Source organism: Halorubellus litoreus (assembly GCF_037081675.1).
Classification (GTDB): Archaea; Halobacteriota; Halobacteria; order Halobacteriales; family Natrialbaceae; genus Halorubellus; species Halorubellus litoreus.
Genome location: NZ_JAZAQL010000004.1, coordinates 50363 through 68882, shown reverse-complemented (window position 1 = coordinate 68882; position 18520 = coordinate 50363). Strand labels below are relative to the sequence as shown.

Below are 18520 nucleotides of genomic sequence, written 5' to 3'. Positions count from 1 at the left end.
CGTGTCCACGACCGTCACGAAGACGTTGCAGGCGACGTTCGCGCCACCCACCGCGCACAAGCAGTCGAAACTGAACGACCTGCTCGAAACGTACCGTGACGGTCTGCAAGAAGCGTTCGACGCCGGAGCGAGTACCATGTCGTCGGTGAGCGACATCGTGACGCCCTACGACCTCCCGTATCAAGCGAAGGCTGCGCTCTGCAACTACATTCCGAAACTCCGCAAGACGTACAACACCAAGGAGTTGGACGATGAACATCCGATACGGCTCACGAATCAGGCTGCGAAGTTCGATCACTCCGATGATCGTGAGTATGAGTTCACGTGGTGGGTTCCCCGTCCTGGTCGCGGAACGAACTTCTGGATACCACTCCGCATCAACCCTGAACAGGAAGAGCTCTGGCACGATCTCGTATCGGAGGACGCAAAGGCGGGCGAGATACAGCTCCAGAAGCACCGGAAGAACTGGGTACTGCACGTCACCGTCGAGTACCCGGTCGACGAACCAACGACGGACGGTGACGCCACGCACATCGGCTTAGACATCGGAGAAACCGCCCTCATCACGGGCTGTGCCCTCAAGGACGGTTCTCCGACTGACCCGTTCGTGTGTAGCGGAAGCAGGGCGAAGCATCTCCGCAAAGAGATGCACACCACCCTGAAACGACTCCAAGAGCGTGACGCATCCGAGTGGCGGACCGATGAGCGGTTCGAGCACTACCAGAACGCGCTCACCGACATCGTGGAGAAGGCGTCTCGACAGGCTGTCGAGTACGCCAAACAGTACGAGAACCCGGTGTTGGTGATGGAGGACTTGACGTACATCCGAGAACGGCTCGACTACGGGAAGTACATGAATCGTCGCCTGCACTCGTGGGCGTTCGCTCGACTCCAAGGGCGCATCGAGGACAAGGCGACGGAAGCAGGCATTCCAGTCGAGTACGTGAATCCAGCGTACACCTCGCAGACGTGCCACTCGTGCCACCGCATCGGCCAGCGGGACTCCCAAGCCGAGTTCCGGTGCGCGAACGACGACTGCCACGTTTCGACGTTTCAGGCCGACATCAACGCGTCCGCGAACATCGCACGACGGGTAGACCCGTGGGGAGAGAGCGTCCCGCTTGACAAGGCCGGACGCGATGACTCGCCACGGGATGGGAGCGGTTGTGACACCGCCACGACTCACGGTGAACAGAGCGAGACACCCTCGCAGATGACGCTCACGGCCTACGAAGAGTCGGAACCCTCTGCCAGCGTTCACGAGACCGAAGGTCTCGTGCAGCCCGCCAGAACCGACGGTTCTAGAGACGACGACTGACTGGTATTCCCCATGTGTGGGAAGCCTCGCCGTTTACGGCGAGGAGGATGTCACATGAAGTTCTGTGACGAGTGCGGGTCGCTGATGCACACGGAGGGCGAGACGTGGGTGTGTCGGTCCTGTGAGAACGAGGCGGCGCGGGACTCGCAGGCGGAAGCGGCGATGGCGACACAGGATGGACAGCAGGATGCGGGGGCGCCCGACGTCGCGGATGCGACCGACGACTCGACGGAGACGGTGCAGGAGCCCTGTCCGGCCGATGACTGCGACAGCGACGAAGCTTACTCCCAGATGATGCCGAAGCCGGGCGGCTCCTACGAGGTTCGACTGTTCACGTGCGTCGAGTGCGGCCACAAGTGGCGCGATACCTGACAGCGACCTCGCAACTGCCGGGTGCAGATACCGGGACTCCCAATCCGGACGCTCGACGCTCCGGTCAGTGTCGATTTTGGCTCCGTCGAAACCCGTTGAGAGCTCCGGCACTGGTGGACGCTCCGCTGGGAACTCGCCATCGCCTGCCTCGTTCGCGACCTCGACCGATCACTGCAACGGGCGGTACATTCTGACGATCCTAGGATCTCGTTAAGACAAGCTATTCAAGTTTTGACTGGTGCAAATTACGGTGTGTCCCTCCATTCCCGCCGAGACTTTCTCGCCACCGCCGGAACGGTAAGTGTTGTATCGCTTGCAGGCTGTGCGACCGTCGACGGACTCCTCGGGGACGAGTGGCCGACGACTGCGGACGACACGACCGAGCCGTTATCCACCGAATCTGGTGGCTGGCCTCAGTACGGCCGCAACACGCGCCATACTGGATTCTCTCCCGACGTCCGCGTCGACGACCCGAGCGAAGACTGGACGTTCACGCTCTCGGGAAGCATGGCCCCACCGGCGATCGTCGGCAACCGCGTCATCGTCCATGGCGGAGTCACACCGGAATCAGAAGGGGGCAACGGATTCACTGGTGGCGCGGTCTTCTCACTTCGGACGGACGACGGACGCCAGGAGTGGCGGCGCGACCTCCCAAGCCTCGGCGGTGGCTACTCCGGGTGTCGGCCGATCGTCTATCGCGGTTCGGTGTACGTCGGACACGCTGGCGAGAGCGGGCTATACGCGCTCGACGCTCGCGACGGCAGTCCAAGGTGGCGACACGAGACGGGGAATTCGATCAACGAAGCCGCCGTCGGCTTTCGGAACGGAATCGTCGCCTCCACCGGCGACGAACTGCTGTCGTTCGACGAACGCGGCCACGACCAGTGGGTCTACCAGACCGGTGACGACCGCGCTGCTTTCGCTCCACCAGCGATCGGCGGTGGCTCCGTCCTCTACACGACGGGCGTCCTCGGGAGCATCGTCGCAATCGACCCCCGGGAGGGCAGTGGCATCTCGGAGTGGAGATACCAATCTGATAGTACCTTCCGGACACCAACCGTGGCGAATGGGAGGACATACGTCCCCGGCAGTAACGAACTTCATGCCGTCGACGTCGATACCGGCGAGGGTGTCTGGACGACGGAGGTAACCGCATCGTCCGGCGTTGCGACCGACGGCAGCCGACTGTTCGTCACTACTGCAGGAGGCGACCTCGTCGCCTACGAAACGGCAGACGGAAGCGAAACGTGGCGCACGACCCTCGCTGCCGGCGACAGCGTATACCTTCGAACGCGTCCACTCGTAACCGACCGATCGGTCATCGTGACGACGGACAAACCCCAGCTGGACGAGCGTGTGACGACCTACGCTGTCGACCGTCGAACTGGCGAGACACGGTGGACGGTTGCTCAACCGGGCAACGTCGGCTTCGACGCCGTTGCTGCCAACGGCCGGATATACGTTCCCGTCTACTGGAGTACCGACGAGCGTGGCGGGACACTCGTCGTGCTATCAGACTGACTTCGCGATACGCACACCTCCCTGACGACTATTCCAGAGGGTGGTGTCGAACCGAGAGGATTTCGACGGAGCCGAATGGAGAGAACTGAGTCAGCAAGCGATGTTCGGTCACTCCACCGGTCGTCCCCGAATATGTTGGCAGGCAGAGGCCTCCTACCGAACGAACAGTCCACTCACAGTCACCACGCCACCCAGAATCATCAGCAGCGCGCTCTGGAACAGGAAACGAGCAAAGACAGCCATTTGAATGCCTAAAACCATCAGCTTCAGACCTATCATTGATTTCTGTGGGGATTCAGACATACACGGGACTTGTCTACCTACATATGATATGGTTTTCTGATTCAACCGAACCAACGGACCACGATTAGCGCGATGAACGGTGACCGGGTAGCGGCCCGTATTCAGCTCAGCGTCTCCAAACTACCAGCAACCGGAGTGTTCGAGATAACCTCGGAGCTCGGGGCACGGCAGAATGAGCTGCGACGAGGTGTGACCGAACCTTCTTGATACTCCCTTTCGGCTGAGTAACCATGCCCTCTCGGTCCCTTCGAGCGCGACTCTCGAACAAGGTGGTTCTGTTGGTGCTTCTGCTCGAAGCCGTTGCCTTGGGCGTCTGGAGCGAACTCTTCAGGGAATCGCCCCTTGCGGCGCCACTCGTCGAGCCAGTTATGACCGTCATCCTCCAGTTCTCTGGATTCGTCACTGGTTGCGTCTCGTTAGCCTGTGGCCCGTACGTGATCGTCGGCGTCGCCATCTACCTCTACGGTCTGGCGGTGACTCTGGCGACGCTCTACCGTTGGTTTCTCCGCCAAGAAGCCATCCCAGTGTCGTGAGGAACCTCCCGTCCTCATCGAGAGGTTCAGTTCGACAAGCGCTTCCTATTCTCGAAATATATGCAGGCGGCTCTGTTGAAATCCCATTCGTTAAACATCTCATCTGATGAAACTACTGTTAGGTAGGTGTGCGAATCCAACAGTCAGATCACCGGCTCTGACTTGGAACGAACGAGGGGTGTGACTCACTACCTTACGGGGCTTCGACTGCGCCGTACCACGGAATTGAAATTAGCAACCCGACAAAAGCAATTACTGAGCCAATGACAGCAAGTAGGATTCTTAGTGGAGATGGATAAAGAAACACGACGACGGCGACAGTAACAACCAGCCCGATCTGTGTCAGGTAGTCGATTAGACTGAATCCCGCTGAAACGGTTCTTCGAAGCACTATAATCGGGATCACGCCCGATACCATAGTAAGTAGGATGGCGAGATATGAGAAGTCACTCCATCCAGTTATTCGTACAGTTAGGGCGGTCAACCCGATGTTAACAATCAGACGGAGTATAACGAAACTGACAGCCTGCATCGGGTTTTTCAAGCCGGGAAAGAGTCGAATTATCCTGTTCATTTGATTCTGGTAAAATCGGGGCGGGCGAATCCGATAGTGCGGGCCCTTGTCTTCGAATATCAGTCATCCATAATCAATCTCACCCATCGTTCGAGATTTTGGATCTTGCTAAAATATCTACACAGGACGACAATTCAGACTCTGTGGCTACCAGAAGGGCTCAACGCATTAAGATAGGTCTCACCAGTTGGTACCTAGTGAACCATCTGCTCAGTAGGTGTGCTTATTGAATCGTTTCATCGTCAAGTCTCGATGCTTGGTTGGCGTCCGTAGAGCGCCAGAGGAAGTAACCGAGACCAATCCACATGAGCCCGGAAACGCCCGAATAGTAGTGCATCCCGACCGGAAAGATGCCAAGAACCGTATCCCCGAGGTAGTTCGTCGCTGCTGTTGCAGGGAGTGCTAACGGCAGCCACAGTGCTAGCCACCGCGACGGGGTGCTGGTTCGCCAAGCGTCGATCGCAATCCCGACCGTCCCCAGTTCTACGAGAACCGCGCCTATCATCGCAGCGATGAGTAACAGAAATCCAGGCCCCAACGTGTAAACAAACAGTGTCCGGTGAGTCCCTAGCGGAACGAACCCGAGAACCCCTACTCCAAGTAGCCACAGTCCTCCTCGACCAGCAAATGAGTATTCCGGAGCATAGGCTCTGTAGAAGCCGATAACTCCACAAACGAGGAATAGCGGTGCGATGAGGAGAAGGTACTCGTACTGAACCACCTGATGTAACCGAGGAAAGCTGAGGACGAGAGGCGATAACAGCCAGATACAACCACCAGCTATTGAACAGCTCGCAAGGAGTGAGCGGGGGTGGAACACACGACTGAATGCTGTTTGAAGTGATAAGTGCCTTGTCTGTATCTACCGATTAGAGTGATCGGTCGATATTGTGAGCAAGGCAGGCGCTAGCGAGTTCTCGAAACTGCTTCCACCAGTGCCGTGACCGGACGAACGCACCGTACTTGCGTTGGAGTCGGAAGTTCACCGTCTCGTTCTGACTACGCTGACTGTGACTCGATCGAGGTCGCCGTACTAACGGGCGAACTCGTCATCCGGAAGTACGGGAGAGACTAGCCGTCCCGCTTGGCTCTCGTGTTCCCTTCGGTTCCAATTGACTCATCAGTCCAGACTACCCGGACGTCGTAGCATTGTTGCCCCTGATGGAGCCACCTGCTCACTGTGCGCCGTCAGTGATGGTGAACTCGACGCCGAGATACGGCGTCACTCCGAGCAGCAAGAGCCTGTAGCGCCCGGGCTGCAACGCGTCATCGAGTGCCGTGGCTCGCTCTGGGAGGGCGCCCGCGGCGAGCGTGAACTCGACCGTGGTGCGTTCACCGGCAGGAAGTATCCTCGCGCAGAGACCGTGATAGCCGTCCGCGGTCCACGTGCGGTGCGCCCAGCCGTCGTCAGTGTGTTGCTGTAGCGCCCACGGGTTGTGACAGCCGAGGGTGACGTCAGATGGGTTCTGGTTCCGGATGTCGAACACGACGTCCTCCCCATGCGCACCGTCTCCGGGGCGACCGAGAGGGAGACCTGGTCGTGGTCGTAGACCACATCCGTCCCGTCGACGTACGCTGGGCGTGAACTGTCGTCGCTGGGGGGAAGTGCGGAGGCGCTACAGCCAGTGAGGGACGCGCTGACGACCGCCCCCGAAACTCGGAGCAGGCGTCTGCGGGATGGCAGGGAGGGCACGCCGAGTCGATTCCAGTTGTGGCGGTAAATGCTTTCCCGGTATTCGATCACCTCACCGGAGAGAGAATCAGCCCTCGACCGACTCAGGCAAGAACTCGGGTGGATCGTCATCACCGTAACAATCTCCATTCTCGTCGTGCCCTACTGGATTGCCTCTCGATTGGTAAAGTGGCGGCCGCTGAGACAAGACTGATACCGCTGGTGTTGGAACGCCGGGGTGTATGCCCTCCATGACGCGGCGTCGCGCCCTCGCCGCAGCCGTCGGTGTCGCCACCGGCACCGCCGGCTGCACGGCGCTCACGGACGATGACGAGTTCCCCGTCGAACGAGCGTGGCGGAGCGGGCTCGACGAACCAGCCGGCGTCGCCACGACCGACGGTGGCCAGCTCCTCGCCGGCTCCACGAGCCCGTTCACTGACGATCCACTCGTCGCCGCGCTCGACGCCACCACCGGCGACATCACGTGGACCGTCACCGTCGAGAAAGGCTTGAAATCGCCGGTCGCTGTCGCCGACCAGCGCGCCTACGCTTTCTCGATGGCCGAGACAGCCGTCGCCGTCGATGCCACGAGTGGCGACGTCGTCTGGCAAACCCCGCTCCAGGCGGTCGACGCCGCCGACCCCGGCGTCGCCGACTTCGCCCCTATCCCGCTCGACGACAGCGTCGTCCTTCCCATCTCCGGCACGGAAGACGACGTCCCCGACCGCCTGCTGGCGCTCGAGCGCGACACCGGCGAGGAACGCTTCACGCACGACCTCGCAGCGTCCCTCTCCGGGCCACCCGCCCGCGCCGACTCGGGCGTTATCGCGCCCCTGGTCGACGGTCGCGTCGTCGCACTCGACGCGACCGGCCGCGTCCAGTGGACGCACGAGGTCGGTGCACCGCTCTCCGGCGTCTCCGCAACGGACGGCCTGGCCGTGGTCGGCGCCGCTACCGAGGAGCTACTGGCGTTCGACGCCGACGCCGGCCAGGTGACGTGGCGTGGCTCACTCCAGAACACCGTGTTCGCGCCGCCACTCGTGACGTCCCAGCGGGTGTACGCTGGTGGCGCCGACTACGTGCTGCGAGCGTTCGACGCGGCGTCCGGCCGCGAGCTGTGGCGGGACGAACTCGCGAACGCCATCACCCACGGCCCCTTCCTGGTCGGCGACCGACTCGTCACGCTCGTCGGGGGCGACCGACGCGTTCGCGGGCACAGCGGGACGATCCCGTTCTCGCCGACGACGCTGTACGTCCACGAGCGCGACGGCACTCGCGTCCGCGAGGTCCGGCTCGACGCCGGCTACGTCGATGGCGGGCAGCTCTTGTGGCTCCAACCCGCTGGGGACGCCGTGTATCTCGGCCAGACGTTCGCCCTCAGTAAGGTCGCCCCGGAGGCGATCACCGATGCCTGAGGACACCCCGCACCAGGACAGCACGCCCGAGGACGAGCGCACGCCGCGTCCGCGTGGGATGTCGCGCCGTGGGGCGCTCGGCGCGCTCGCCACCGCCGGCGTCGCCGCCACCGCGGGCTGTACTCTCCCGAGTCTCTCACTCGGGATGCAGCCGGTGTGGACGCGGGAGCTCGAGGCTGCCGCGCAGGCGGGGCCGCCAGCCGCCACCGACGACCACGTCGTCGTCGGCGCGCAGGACAAACACCTCCACGCGTTCACCGCGGACGGCGACCGCGCGTTCAGCTACGAGACCGGCGGCCCCATCGACACCCAGCCCGCAGTCCCCGAGACGGGCGGCCCCGTGCACGTCCAGAGCACGGACGGCGACCTCTACACGATAAGTCTGGACGGCGAGCGCGAGTGGCTGGAGTCGGGGGAGACAAAGCACCGGTGGCTGACCCGCCAGGGCTCGCTCCTGGTCGGTAGCGACCGTGACTCCGACACCATCACCGGCTACGACGCCAGCGACGGCACCCAGCGCTTCCAGTACGCACTCCACGAGAACAGCCTCCCAGCGCTCACCGACGACGTGGGGTTGCTTCGCCGCGAGGCAATGAGTGGCGGCACCCAACTGTGCGCGATCGACCCAGTCACCGGCGACTTCCGCTGGACCGGCCCCACTTTCGACGACAGCCCCAGCGTCGTACTCGGTGACAGCGAGTTCGCGACCGCCGTAGGGTCAGTCGTCCGCCTCCACGACGTCGCGGACGCCAGCGAGCTGTGGGCGACCGAGGTCCCGGGCGAACTCGACTACGGGTGGGGGCCGGAGCTCTGGCTCGGCGAGCACGTCTACGTGCACGTCGAACGCCGCGACCAACCCGACGAACTGGTCGCGCTCGACCGCAGCGACGGCCGCATCACGTGGCGGCAACCTGTCGGCTACGAACTCGATTGCGTCCAGCCGACCGACGAGGCCGTGTTCGCGGCGAGCTCGGTCGACGACCCCGACGGCGGTATCGTCATCCGACTCGACGCCTTCGAACACGACGGCACCCGCCGCTGGCAGACCACCACCGACATCCCAATCGGCGGCTACGTCGACGCCTTCGGCCGCACCGGAAGCATCCTCTACGCCGCCGGCGACACCGCCGGCGGCGCCTACGACCCCACGACCGGCAACCGCCGCTGGCACCACGACCCCGACTCCTACAACATCGCACTCACCGGAACCACCGACGCACTCTACGCCAGCCACGAAAGCACCGGCAAAATCGCGCGGCTCCCAACCTCATAGCAACATCTTCCCAGTTTGAGAGGACGAGCTAGCCCTGACGTCGAGCCGAGAATCACCCGCACGCTCGGATGCTCCAAGGCGTCTACGGTTCTGCTGGAACCCGTCCTGGCGATTGTGAGAACGACGCTGTACTAGAAACTGGAAGCACCTCGAATCGGGATACCTACGCTTAGGACCCGACTGCTTCAGCGACGGCTTCGATGAACTCGACGCCGGATTCGCCGTAGCTCAGGTTCTTCGTGGACCCGTCGGCGAGGTCGAGGCGGAGCTGGACGTACGCGGAGTCGGTGTCGTACGCTTGCAGAATGTAGTAGGCGCCGACGAGGACGAACACGAGGCCGATGCCGATGAGACCGAGCTGGGCGAGTTGCTCTTTCGGGAGGAATGCACCGAAGAGCATGAGGGCGCCCACGCCGGCGGCACCGCCACCGGCGGTGAGTGCCTCCTTGTCGACGGGTTCCTCGCCGTGGAAGTCGACGGTCGTGCTCGTGACGTGTTCGAGCGGGTAGGTCTCGACCTTGCGGCGGCTGCGGCCGGACGTGGATTCGGCGCCATGCCAGACCGAGCAGAGACGCTCGTCGGTCAGGACGTAGGTCTTCGCGCCGAGCGCGAGCGCATCCCGAACGGATTCGCCACTCGCGATGTAGGGCTCGAGCGCATCTTTGTGCGACTTAGGTATCTGCCTGCCAGCGGTTTCAGACACTACCCCAGAAACCACCCGGCGAGGTCTTGATACAAATGCAGTGATATTCAAGCCAGCATCTTGCCGTGGTCAGGCTGCTGCACTTGCCAACCGACGCTGGAACGCGGCCTTCCTCTCGGAGACCCTCTCAGAGGACACTGGGGTCGAGAGCGTAGTGACGCATCGGGACGCGAATACTGTTCCGTGCATCTTCAGTCGCGTGCGTGGGACGAGCGGCGCGTCGCGACGCCCACCCAGCACGGTCGAGTTCGCGGTTCCCGGAGGGTAACGATGCTGTCGAAGAAAGCGAACAAGTACGGAACCCCGGCCGAGCACCACATGATTGAGGAGCGCGACCTGGTGGCGGCACGGTGCTACTGGCACGACGCGACGTTCCGGAACGGGATGCCGGTCGAGATCAAGAGCTGCGACGTCGCCTCGACGGGGTACTTCCAGATCTACGAACGAGCGCACGACCAGCTCCTCGAGCACGACGGCTGGTACGCGTTCGCGCCGTACACCAGGAGCGGGATGCGCGTGCTGAAGGTCTGGATGCGGAGGGCGTCGAAGATGCCGCCGATGCAGTGGTCGTCCACAGGCGGGCATCGCGACAGTCGGAAGACGAAGGTGGATGTCTCGAGAGTTATGCGGTCGTGACGGTATCGGTGTACAGAGTTGACTCCGCTCCTCGGTGTTGGCGGTGGTTCTGGTGCTGTACGAAGTTTGGAAGGTCGACGAGTGTGTGGCGGAATGAATGGCGATCCACCTGTGTGCCTAAAATTCTTCTACAGGTCAAGCGAACGGGCAGAATAGTTTTCTGTTCTGTTTGTGTATCAATAGTGTGCTTGGTAAGAAATTACGCGATGTGCCGACTGGCACCCCTGGTGTGTACTGTTTCTACGACCTCGATGACACACCGGCGTATGCTGGACAGAGTAGTGACATCCGGAGTCGCTTACGCCAGCACTTAGTCCGACAAGATTCGAGCGTTGTGAGCTATGGTCGGCTTGATGTGTGGGATATCAGCCGACTAGAGTGGTGGGAGACTTCAGATAAAGATGTCTCGGAAGAGGCCCTGTTACACGAACGTGCCCCATATCTGAACTTCGGAGATGGTTCAAAATCGGCCGTTCAAAATGCCCCTATCTCACTAGAACACCCAGATGGGGAGGTCAGGTTACTTTCTCAGGAGGAGCAGGAATTTCGGGAGGAACCGTATACACGTTCCAAACAGAAGCTTGAGCACATATCCCGTATGCTCGACAAGATTAAATTAGCCGGACATAGTGCATCGACAAAGCGAACCCTGTACGAACATCAACGGATTCTACAGACGAATATCGCTGAATTTCTCGATCTTGATGAATCAGAGCAAGTCAATTTTGAGTATTCCTTCGACGAATAGGATGGTGTACTACTGACTCAGTTAGCTCAGGTTGGGTATCGAATTGATCGCTGCTTAGGTCTGTGTGTGCAGCACGTCCGATAGAAACTACTCGAGATTTGTCAGTGCCGGCGTACGAGATATAGGGGGTATAGTCAGAAACGGTGATGGTGAATATCGAATGAAGATCTCACAGGCTTAGTGTTTCAGCATGGGAATACGCGAATTATCGAGGTCAGTCAGCGTTTCCGTCAGTCTGGAACGACGGTCACATCGTCGACGACGTCGACGTCGACGCCGCGAAGCTTCCGTGAGGCGAGGTCGGCGAGGTCGCGCCGCTGAGAGACTGTGAGATCCTCGCGCCAAGGACGGCACGGACGAACTCGACGGCGCCCGTCATGTCCTCACAGGCGTACGCGACGGCGTCGGAGCGGTTCCAGTCGTAGTAGTCGGCGGCGGCCTGGATGGCGTCGTATCGCCATTCGTTGCCGTCGTCGGTGCGGATGCGGACGCCGCCGGGGACGTCTCGGTGTGCCATGCTCGTGAACACGAGCTGCTATTCCTCGTTTTCTGCGGTCAGCCCATGCGGGTCAACGTATAAAGAGCGGCGTCGAAGTGGGTCGTCGACGAGCTCGAGTCGGGCACGATCTTGGCGCGACCCTCGCGCTCGTGAACACGGCGGTCGTCCTGGAGGTGCGACTCGTGTTCATATCCGGGCGAACCGGTTTGTCGACGTGCGACCGCAGGGGCCAGGGTGGAGAAGTGCTCACCTCGGGACACCGCTTCTTGAAAAAGAGAGAGGAATGACAGAACCGAGATATGGGCAAAACACTAATATGTCCTCCGAAGTACTGGGCTAGAAACCCGCAAGCAATTGTCACCATCAATATGAGTGATGCCTCTTGGAACGATTATACTGTAATTGACCAGGAAGACCTACTCGAATATGTATTTAAAGTAGATGAGTGGGAAAATAACAAGCTTCGCGTTAGTTCTTACTGTATCCGACCCGGGGTAGATACATTGAACATTCGTGGGTTCGTAGAATTTCTGAAAGACAATTATCCGAAATACGTCTTCTCGAAGAAAGAGCGCCAGGAGTACGAATGGCCGTTCCATGAAGCAATTAGACGCTCGGATTTCACCGACGATTCGAGATACGACGCAAAGTTAGGGGAATTGGTTCTATTCGTCTTAGTTGATGCAATCTTAGATCTTCCGATGGTTAGTCATAAGATCTCACTCACTCAAGAACCGGTTCAACCAGTAAAGGGATCCGATGGCTTATTTTTCGGAGAATTCCAAGGAGAGGAGTCAATTGCCTTTGGAGAATCGAAAATCTATACCAACCGCAACTCTGGACTAGGTGATGCTCTAGAAAGTACCAGCCGGTTTGAAGAAAGCTACGCGACTACCAAGACAAATCATGAGCTTCGTGTAGCCCGTAAAGGACTCAGTGAGGACTTGTCAGCGGAAGATGCCATACGGGTAGCAGACGCGATGTATGAAAACCCCGGCTCCTACCGTAGGGTATTCCCGATTTTTCTTGGCTATGAAGAAGAGTGGATGGAAGAGATTCAGTATTCAGCAACGTCGTCGGAAGAATTGGAACAAGAGATTAAACACCGAATCACCGAAGCAGGAATTGAGGACGATGTCCTTTCAAAAATTCGTTCGGATTATGAGGAGCTACAAAAGAGCTGGCTAGTCTTTTTTATGTTCCCATTAGAGGACGTTGATAAATTCAGACAGAATCTTCAAGAGGCAATCTTCCCCCATAGTACTAAAGACTGATGTCAGAACAACCTGAGATCTCTGAGATTGAGTTCTTTAATGACTGTCTTGACGCGCTCGCGGTGGATCTCGTCAAGGATGATCTCGATGTTGGCAGTCATCGGTATATGTGGGGTAATCCATCTTGGCAGTCAAATCCATCTGAAGAAGAAATTCGGAAAAGCGCATGGATAGCATCGGTATTAGCCTCAAGCCAGGATGATGAGGATATAAAAAAGGCATTGGCGTTCGGAATACTGTCTTATCTAAATCATAAGGACGGCGAGAAAGAGCAGTTATATGAAAAATACCTCTACGTAATCCTTTCTCGGGTCGGCAACCTTCCTGCGTTTGATAACGTCGACACGGAGGACGAAAAACAGGACTATGAGTCTGCGTTGATTAGCTCTTTAGATTCGGTTCTCGGCTTAGAGCTAGCTACAAACAAAAAAGATAGCGAAATTCGAGACGGCTGGATCCTTTCCCGATTTCAGAAGGAGATTTACGAGTATCTTCAAGATGGAAAGAACGTGGCTATCTCGGGGCCAACTTCGGCTGGTAAGTCCTTCATCCTTCGACGCTACATTGAGCACAAGGTTGAGTCGCAAGAGGAGTTCGAGGGAATCTACGTAGTCCCAACTAGAGCTTTGATATCGGAGGTGAGTCGCAAGCTCTCAAACTTGCACGAAGACATATCGGTCCGTACCGGGGCTCACTTTTCTCAAGATCCAGATGCAGAGGAGGATGAAGAATCACATACATTCTTGGTCGTCACTCCAGAACGATGCCGAAAATTAGTAGACCCAGAGGTTAGGAATAAAATCTCTCCAGATTTGGTGTTCCTTGACGAAGTACAGAACGTTGAGGACGAAGAGAGGGGTGTTTTATTTGAAGGAATAGTCAATTCCCTCGCCGAGTTTTATCCATCTGCGCAGATTGTTGCTGCAGGGCCATATCTCGAAAACCCAGGAGAGACACTCAAGTCTCTCACGAACAAGAGAGTCAAGGAGGTCAAGAGTGCCTTTACCCCCGTGCTACAGCTGAAGGTTAGTTTGAAATTTGTTAGCCAGCCTAGCTCGTCGAATCGGCAGATGAAAGTGAACATTCACAGCCCGTCAGGTGAGCAACGACAGCTGGAGGTGCCGGAACCAGAGAACCTCACCTTTTCCGATGTAAAATCGAGTAAAACCCAAGCTATACCAGAGATACTCGAAGAATTCGGAGCAGGAAGTAAGAATCTAGTCTACTCTGGACGAAAGGACTACGCCGAGCGGAGAGCGAAGGCAATAGCCGAAAATAAACAAAAGAGAAGCTTATCCCCTGACCTAGAAGGCCTGAAAGACTTTCTTGCACGCACCATCCATGAGGACTACTCGTTGATTTACTGCTTAGAAAGAGGGATAGCGTTCCATCATGGTATGGTACCGAAGATCGCTCGAGAAGAAATTGAAGAAATATACAGTAATACAGATGAGTTAGACACGATTGTTACCACACCCACCTTGATGCAGGGGGTGAACCTGCCGGCTGAGAAGATATTTTTAGTCGGTGCTAAGCGTGGAAAGGAAGACCTGACCGGCTTCGAATTTAACAACTTGATTGGACGAGTTGGTCGTGTCGACACTAAGCTGTATGGTGCCATATACTGCATCGAAGCGGAGGATGAATGGGCTGATGACAAGCTCGAAGAGGCTGGTGAGAAAGAAGTTGAATCGGCAACGAGTAAAGCGGTAAGTGACTCAGAGGAATTGATTGACGCACTGCGTCAGAAAGACCTGAGCTCTGTCGAAGAAGCTTCCGTAAAGTACACAACAATATTGCTCAGGGGCAGGTATCTAAAAGAGCCGGGGAGTGTAGATAAATATCTCGAAGAGAAAGGGATGGACAAAAACGACCGGTCTGAAGCCAAAGAAGCGTTATCGGAAAGTCTCGCAGAAATCGATATCCCAGAAGAATTGCTACGTAAGAATCCAACAGTCGATCCAATCAGTCAGAATGAGTTGTATGAGTCGGTGAGAGACGATCCAGAATCTTGGGTTGTTGGGGAAACACAATACCAAATGGACTGGGAGAGACTTCGTTACTTAGCAAGGAAATTAAACTCTATATTTAAGTTCACCAATGACAGTGAGGAAGGTGTTTCGCCAGAGCATGTTGAAACCGGTTATAAGGGACTGGTCCCTATCACTGTATATGCAAATCAGTGGTTACAAGGAAGCACATACCAAGCGATGATAAAGAGTCGTCAAGAAGCTGACGCTGTTCCAGATGAAGATATAAACAAGTCTATTCGAGAAGTAATGAAGATGGTCGATAAGGACATCTGCTTTGTTCTGGTGAAATACTTTGGTGTCCTCACGACCATACTGGAAGAAGTAGAATACGAGTTCCCCGACTGGATGGTACAATTGGATAAGATGCTTGAGATGGGGTCAAAGAACTTTGCAGAGTTACGACTGATGTCAGAAGGGGTTGATCGCTCTGTTGCAGTGGATTTAGTATTCCCCCAAGGAACAACTGATCCAATTCAATATCTCAGGGAGAACCGCAGAGGATTTGCGCCTTTCATCCGCCGACATCTAGAAAAGCAGAATATATTGTAGAAAAACTGTTACGACATAACCGTGGCGGAAATCACACCATATCGGACTGATTAGGAGTAGTGGGCGACGGCGTTCGCGAGCTTGTTCGCGGTATTCGACTCCGTCTTCTGGAAGTTGTAGGCGGTGTTCGCGGTGCGAATGGTCACGACTTTGTTTCGGTCCAGGGCGACCGCGAGTAGGACGACGGCGACGATTCCACACCCAGCTGTTAGAATCGCAGGGAGGTCGGTCTGGGATGTTACGATTCCGAGTATGATTCCGCTCATGGTTCCAATCCAGGATGCGAGGCTGACCATCACGAATCCCCAGTCGATGGGTTCGCGTCGTTTCTCGACGCCGATGATGTCGTCGATGGTGACGTCGGCGCGTGTATTGCCGGAGTGACCGTCGAAACACACCCGCTTGTTGTGACCTTCAGGTCGCCTCGGGAGCCGTCGAGTGTCGCGTTTGTCGACCACTGCGTGTCTTCGCCTTCGAGGAAACTCGCCATGCGACCGTCGATTCGTTGGACCCCGATATTGGTGGTGGCTTGACAATGAAAGCAGACATGGTGTTTCACTTTCACTGGCCCGCTAGTGACCGATTCGACCACGACGAGCGTCCTCCGTGAGATATTCGACTGATTCGGCTGCCTGCGGTCTACTTTCACTTTCACTTTCACTTTCACTCCGGGTAAGAAAACCGTTCTATAAGTACCCGTTGAATCCCTGTTCGCAGATGGGAATTGAGGTCAATATCGACGACGAGTTGGACCGGTGGCGGTGGTGTTGTCCGAACGGTCGTTGGTCATGTGAACCGACGAATAACCATTTCTGGTGTCACCTGTGTGCGCGTCGCGATGGGGTGGCTGGTGAGTTCCACGAGTTGCACGATCTCTCGAACGACGAGACGGTCGGTTGTGAGGAGCTCGTGTTGCTCACGGATGCGGGTCCGTACCGGAACGTCTACGGGAAGGAGGGTGCGCCGTGATTCGCGCCTCAGTCCTCGGAGCTGAGTTCAGTCGGGTCAACGCTTCCCTCCAGAACGTCTTCTCCAAGTTTGGTGATAGCGTAGTAGGGATGGGAACCCGATTCTTCGTCGACCTCCACGAGGCCGTGCTTGACAAGGGCCGACAATCGCTCGCTAGTGTATCCACGGCTCAGACCCGTGTTCCGGGCGATATTGCTCGGTGTGAGTTCGAGCTTTCTGGGTGAACCGAGAAGTTGCAGTATGGACTGGTCGGCCGCCTTCATCCAGTCCACTTTCCGGTACATCTGCTTCTACAACCGGGCAAGCGGGTCTTATCATGTTCGGGTGAAGACAGAAGGAGACGAAAACGTAATCCACAGCTTACGAATTCGTCAGCTACTACTAAGTACCCGGACCTCTCTTGTGGTAGCAACGGAAGCTCTTCGCGGACCCGTCGCTGATAGATGGGTCGCTGAGGAGATGCGGACCCGGTGTGATGGCACCGGCCCGCGCGGGCTTCCGTAACCACACTACGGAAACCATGTCGGAAGACGACCTCGCGGGGCATAATTCCCCCGCTACGACCCGAGACGCATCACTCACTGACGCCTGCTCGCTTTACGACGCGGGTCCGGAGGCGCTCTACCGGCGCGCCCCCGGCTTCTCCAGGTCCCAACGCTCGGTCGACCCCGACAAGGGCTGGTACCGCCGCGACTGCCAGCAGGGCTTCGACGACCTCGAAGGTCGGGAGCGCGGGCACCCGGGCGGCTTCAATCAGGGGAGCCTCGCCGCCAGACTCGACCAGACCATCACTATCGAACACCACACCACCACCCCACCAACCACTCACTCACACCCCGGCCCGCACACGCTCGGCGGTGATCGCTCATGACTCACAGCGACCTCGACGCCGAACTCCGAGCCCTCCGCGAGCGCGTCGCCGACACGGAAGCCCTCGAAGCCCGTATCACCGAACTCGAGACCGAAGTTCAAGCCCTCGAGACCGAAGTGCAGTCGCTCGAAGCCGAGGTCGACGCACTCGAACGCGACGTCGAAACCCTCGAAACCGAGGTCGACGCGCTCGAACGCGAGCTCGACGACGAGCGCGGCCGGCGCCAGCACGCCGAACGCGCACTCGCCGCCGTCGACCGCCATCTCACCGACGCCATCGACTTTCTCCGAACCGACGTCTGGGACTTAGAGGACGTCGTCTACGGCGACCTCGACGGTGCGGCCGCCGATGTGCACGTTCAGAACGACGGGGACGTCTTCACGCGACTCGAACAGCTCGAGACGCGCGTCGAGGAGGTCGCGCACGGCGAGGTCGACGCCGCCGAACTCGCCGCCCAACAGGGCGGGCCGTGCGTCGAGGACCTCACGCCGCTCCACCAGCTCTACACGACCGCCACCAATCTGGAACCGTTCGAGCACGACCTCTCCTCGAACCAGGAGATCGCCGCGCGGCTCTTCCCGCACCTCGCGCAGTACGCCACCCCACACGGCGACGAGTTGCACTTGTCGTCGAACAAGCTCCAGGACGTCATCGAGCGCGAGATCGCCACGCCCGAGCTCGCGAAACGCCTCGACGTCCGGCAGCCGAACCGGAACACGGTCCGGCGCGTGATGGAGTTCGTCGGTCGCTTCGGGAAGGACCTCCTGGAGTTCGCCCCCGCCAGCAGCACCGACCGGCGGAACGACCGGAACCTCATCGTCATCGACCGCGACGCCTGGTGCGAGTACACCGAGCAGTTCAGCGCGGACAGCGACGTCGACGCGATGACCACCACCGCGAATAGCGGGGCCGACGGCCAGCAGGGGCTCACGGACGGCGCGGGTGACGTTACGGTGTCGTAACCCACCCACGACGACGGCCGTAACACACCCACGTGGGCGATAGCCCCAACATATCACGAACCCGAGCGCTTCCACGCACGCCGCCGCTGCAAGCAACACTCGGTTAGCGTGGGGTCCGTGGACTCGTCCGGGACTCGTCCGGGTTGCGGCGATTCCCCGACGAGTGATTGTGCGTTACGACCTGGGTGACGACCGTGTTACGACGGCGTAACCGCCAAACCGGATGCGACCTCGCAGCCACCTCAGTTGCGTCGTGCTCGCGTTCGTCCCACCGGTCGACGGGCAAGCCGTCGGG

20 protein-coding genes and 1 pseudogene are annotated in these 18520 nt (G+C 58.4%); 13 read left to right on the top strand and 8 right to left on the bottom strand.

The window, feature by feature from the left end; translation table 11 throughout:
• Nucleotide 1: 1 nt before the first annotated feature.
• The 3 genes from VYJ16_RS18095 (at nucleotide 2) to VYJ16_RS18085 (ending at nucleotide 3211) form a co-directional block, all read left to right on the top strand.
• A complete protein-coding gene (locus VYJ16_RS18095) occupies nucleotides 2-1318 on the top strand; it encodes a transposase (protein WP_336351723.1) in 1317 nt (438 codons plus the stop codon).
• A gap of 54 nt (nucleotides 1319-1372) precedes the next feature.
• Nucleotides 1373-1690, top strand: coding sequence for an RPA12/RPB9/RPC11 RNA polymerase family protein (locus VYJ16_RS18090; protein WP_336351722.1), 318 nt, complete (start codon nucleotides 1373-1375; stop codon nucleotides 1688-1690).
• Between the two features lie 252 nt (nucleotides 1691-1942).
• The gene (locus VYJ16_RS18085) at nucleotides 1943-3211 is read left to right on the top strand and encodes an outer membrane protein assembly factor BamB family protein (protein ID WP_336351721.1); all 1269 of its coding nucleotides are present in this window, start codon (nucleotides 1943-1945) and stop codon (nucleotides 3209-3211) included.
• Nucleotides 3212-3364: 153 nt separating this feature from the next.
• On the opposite strand, the gene VYJ16_RS18080 is transcribed toward VYJ16_RS18085, so the two are convergent.
• Entirely contained in the window at nucleotides 3365-3514 is a 150-nt protein-coding gene (locus VYJ16_RS18080) for a hypothetical protein (protein ID WP_336351720.1), read from the bottom strand.
• Between the two features lie 230 nt (nucleotides 3515-3744).
• On the opposite strand from VYJ16_RS18080, the gene VYJ16_RS18075 reads away from it, so the two are divergent.
• Nucleotides 3745-4047: a hypothetical protein gene (locus tag VYJ16_RS18075; protein WP_336351719.1), complete on the top strand. Its 303-nt coding sequence runs from the start codon at nucleotides 3745-3747 to the stop codon at nucleotides 4045-4047.
• Between the two features lie 797 nt (nucleotides 4048-4844).
• Here VYJ16_RS18075 and VYJ16_RS18070 read toward each other — a convergent pair.
• The 3 genes and pseudogenes from VYJ16_RS18070 to VYJ16_RS18060 form a co-directional block, all read right to left on the bottom strand.
• A complete protein-coding gene (locus VYJ16_RS18070; protein ID WP_336351718.1) occupies nucleotides 4845-5342 on the bottom strand; it encodes a hypothetical protein in 498 nt (165 codons plus the stop codon).
• Nucleotides 5343-5490: 148 nt separating this feature from the next.
• Nucleotides 5491-5634, bottom strand: a pseudogene (locus VYJ16_RS18065) (IS5/IS1182 family transposase); the annotation flags it as partial.
• A gap of 162 nt (nucleotides 5635-5796) precedes the next feature.
• The gene (locus tag VYJ16_RS18060) at nucleotides 5797-6108 is read right to left on the bottom strand and encodes a hypothetical protein (RefSeq protein WP_336351717.1); all 312 of its coding nucleotides are present in this window, start codon (nucleotides 6106-6108) and stop codon (nucleotides 5797-5799) included.
• A 427-nt stretch (nucleotides 6109-6535) separates the two neighbouring features.
• Here VYJ16_RS18060 and VYJ16_RS18055 point away from each other — a divergent pair, with 427 nt between their 5' ends.
• Together VYJ16_RS18055 and VYJ16_RS18050 are read left to right on the top strand one after the other, a co-directional pair.
• Nucleotides 6536-7708, top strand: coding sequence for an outer membrane protein assembly factor BamB family protein (locus VYJ16_RS18055; protein WP_336351716.1), 1173 nt, complete (start codon nucleotides 6536-6538; stop codon nucleotides 7706-7708).
• Complete coding sequence (locus VYJ16_RS18050) at nucleotides 7701-8981, top strand: outer membrane protein assembly factor BamB family protein (protein WP_336351715.1); 1281 nt, start codon at nucleotides 7701-7703, stop codon at nucleotides 8979-8981. The genes VYJ16_RS18055 and VYJ16_RS18050 overlap by 8 nt, the downstream gene beginning before the upstream one ends.
• A 169-nt stretch (nucleotides 8982-9150) precedes the next feature.
• Here VYJ16_RS18050 and VYJ16_RS18045 read toward each other — a convergent pair whose 3' ends face one another.
• A complete protein-coding gene (locus tag VYJ16_RS18045; RefSeq protein ID WP_336351714.1) occupies nucleotides 9151-9684 on the bottom strand; it encodes a hypothetical protein in 534 nt (177 codons plus the stop codon).
• A gap of 270 nt (nucleotides 9685-9954) precedes the next feature.
• On the opposite strand from VYJ16_RS18045, the gene VYJ16_RS18040 reads away from it, so the two are divergent.
• Both VYJ16_RS18040 and VYJ16_RS18035 read left to right on the top strand, forming a co-directional pair.
• On the top strand, nucleotides 9955-10320 hold the full coding sequence (locus VYJ16_RS18040; RefSeq protein WP_336351713.1) for a PD-(D/E)XK family putative nuclease: 366 nt from the start codon (nucleotides 9955-9957) through the stop codon (nucleotides 10318-10320).
• A 184-nt stretch (nucleotides 10321-10504) separates the two neighbouring features.
• The gene (locus VYJ16_RS18035) at nucleotides 10505-11068 is read left to right on the top strand and encodes a GIY-YIG nuclease family protein (protein WP_336351712.1); all 564 of its coding nucleotides are present in this window, start codon (nucleotides 10505-10507) and stop codon (nucleotides 11066-11068) included.
• Between the two features lie 247 nt (nucleotides 11069-11315).
• Here VYJ16_RS18035 and VYJ16_RS18030 read toward each other — a convergent pair whose 3' ends face one another.
• Nucleotides 11316-11585 (bottom strand): DUF7692 domain-containing protein, encoded by a 270-nt coding sequence (locus VYJ16_RS18030; RefSeq protein ID WP_336351711.1) that lies wholly within the window; start codon nucleotides 11583-11585, stop codon nucleotides 11316-11318.
• A gap of 281 nt (nucleotides 11586-11866) precedes the next feature.
• On the opposite strand from VYJ16_RS18030, the gene VYJ16_RS18025 reads away from it, so the two are divergent.
• Nucleotides 11867-12841, top strand: coding sequence for a HamA C-terminal domain-containing protein (locus VYJ16_RS18025; protein ID WP_336351710.1), 975 nt, complete (start codon nucleotides 11867-11869; stop codon nucleotides 12839-12841).
• Nucleotides 12841-15423: a DEAD/DEAH box helicase gene (locus VYJ16_RS18020; protein WP_336351709.1), complete on the top strand. Its 2583-nt coding sequence runs from the start codon at nucleotides 12841-12843 to the stop codon at nucleotides 15421-15423. Before VYJ16_RS18025 ends, VYJ16_RS18020 begins: the two co-directional genes overlap by 1 nt.
• A 50-nt stretch (nucleotides 15424-15473) precedes the next feature.
• On the opposite strand, the gene VYJ16_RS18015 is transcribed toward VYJ16_RS18020, so the two are convergent.
• The gene (locus VYJ16_RS18015) at nucleotides 15474-15881 is read right to left on the bottom strand and encodes a hypothetical protein (protein ID WP_336351708.1); all 408 of its coding nucleotides are present in this window, start codon (nucleotides 15879-15881) and stop codon (nucleotides 15474-15476) included.
• A 385-nt stretch (nucleotides 15882-16266) separates the two neighbouring features.
• Between VYJ16_RS18015 and VYJ16_RS18010 the strand changes: the two genes are divergently transcribed.
• Nucleotides 16267-16392, top strand: coding sequence for a hypothetical protein (locus tag VYJ16_RS18010; protein ID WP_336351707.1), 126 nt, complete (start codon nucleotides 16267-16269; stop codon nucleotides 16390-16392).
• Nucleotides 16393-16400: 8 nt separating this feature from the next.
• On the opposite strand, the gene VYJ16_RS18005 is transcribed toward VYJ16_RS18010, so the two are convergent.
• The gene (locus VYJ16_RS18005) at nucleotides 16401-16676 is read right to left on the bottom strand and encodes a winged helix-turn-helix domain-containing protein (protein ID WP_336351706.1); all 276 of its coding nucleotides are present in this window, start codon (nucleotides 16674-16676) and stop codon (nucleotides 16401-16403) included.
• Nucleotides 16677-16912: 236 nt separating this feature from the next.
• Between VYJ16_RS18005 and VYJ16_RS18000 the strand changes: the two genes are divergently transcribed.
• Both VYJ16_RS18000 and VYJ16_RS17995 read left to right on the top strand, forming a co-directional pair.
• On the top strand, nucleotides 16913-17263 hold the full coding sequence (locus tag VYJ16_RS18000; protein ID WP_336351705.1) for a hypothetical protein: 351 nt from the start codon (nucleotides 16913-16915) through the stop codon (nucleotides 17261-17263).
• Nucleotides 17260-18225, top strand: coding sequence for a hypothetical protein (locus VYJ16_RS17995; RefSeq protein WP_336351704.1), 966 nt, complete (start codon nucleotides 17260-17262; stop codon nucleotides 18223-18225). The genes VYJ16_RS18000 and VYJ16_RS17995 overlap by 4 nt, the downstream gene beginning before the upstream one ends.
• The last annotated feature ends 295 nt before the right edge of the window (nucleotides 18226-18520 follow it).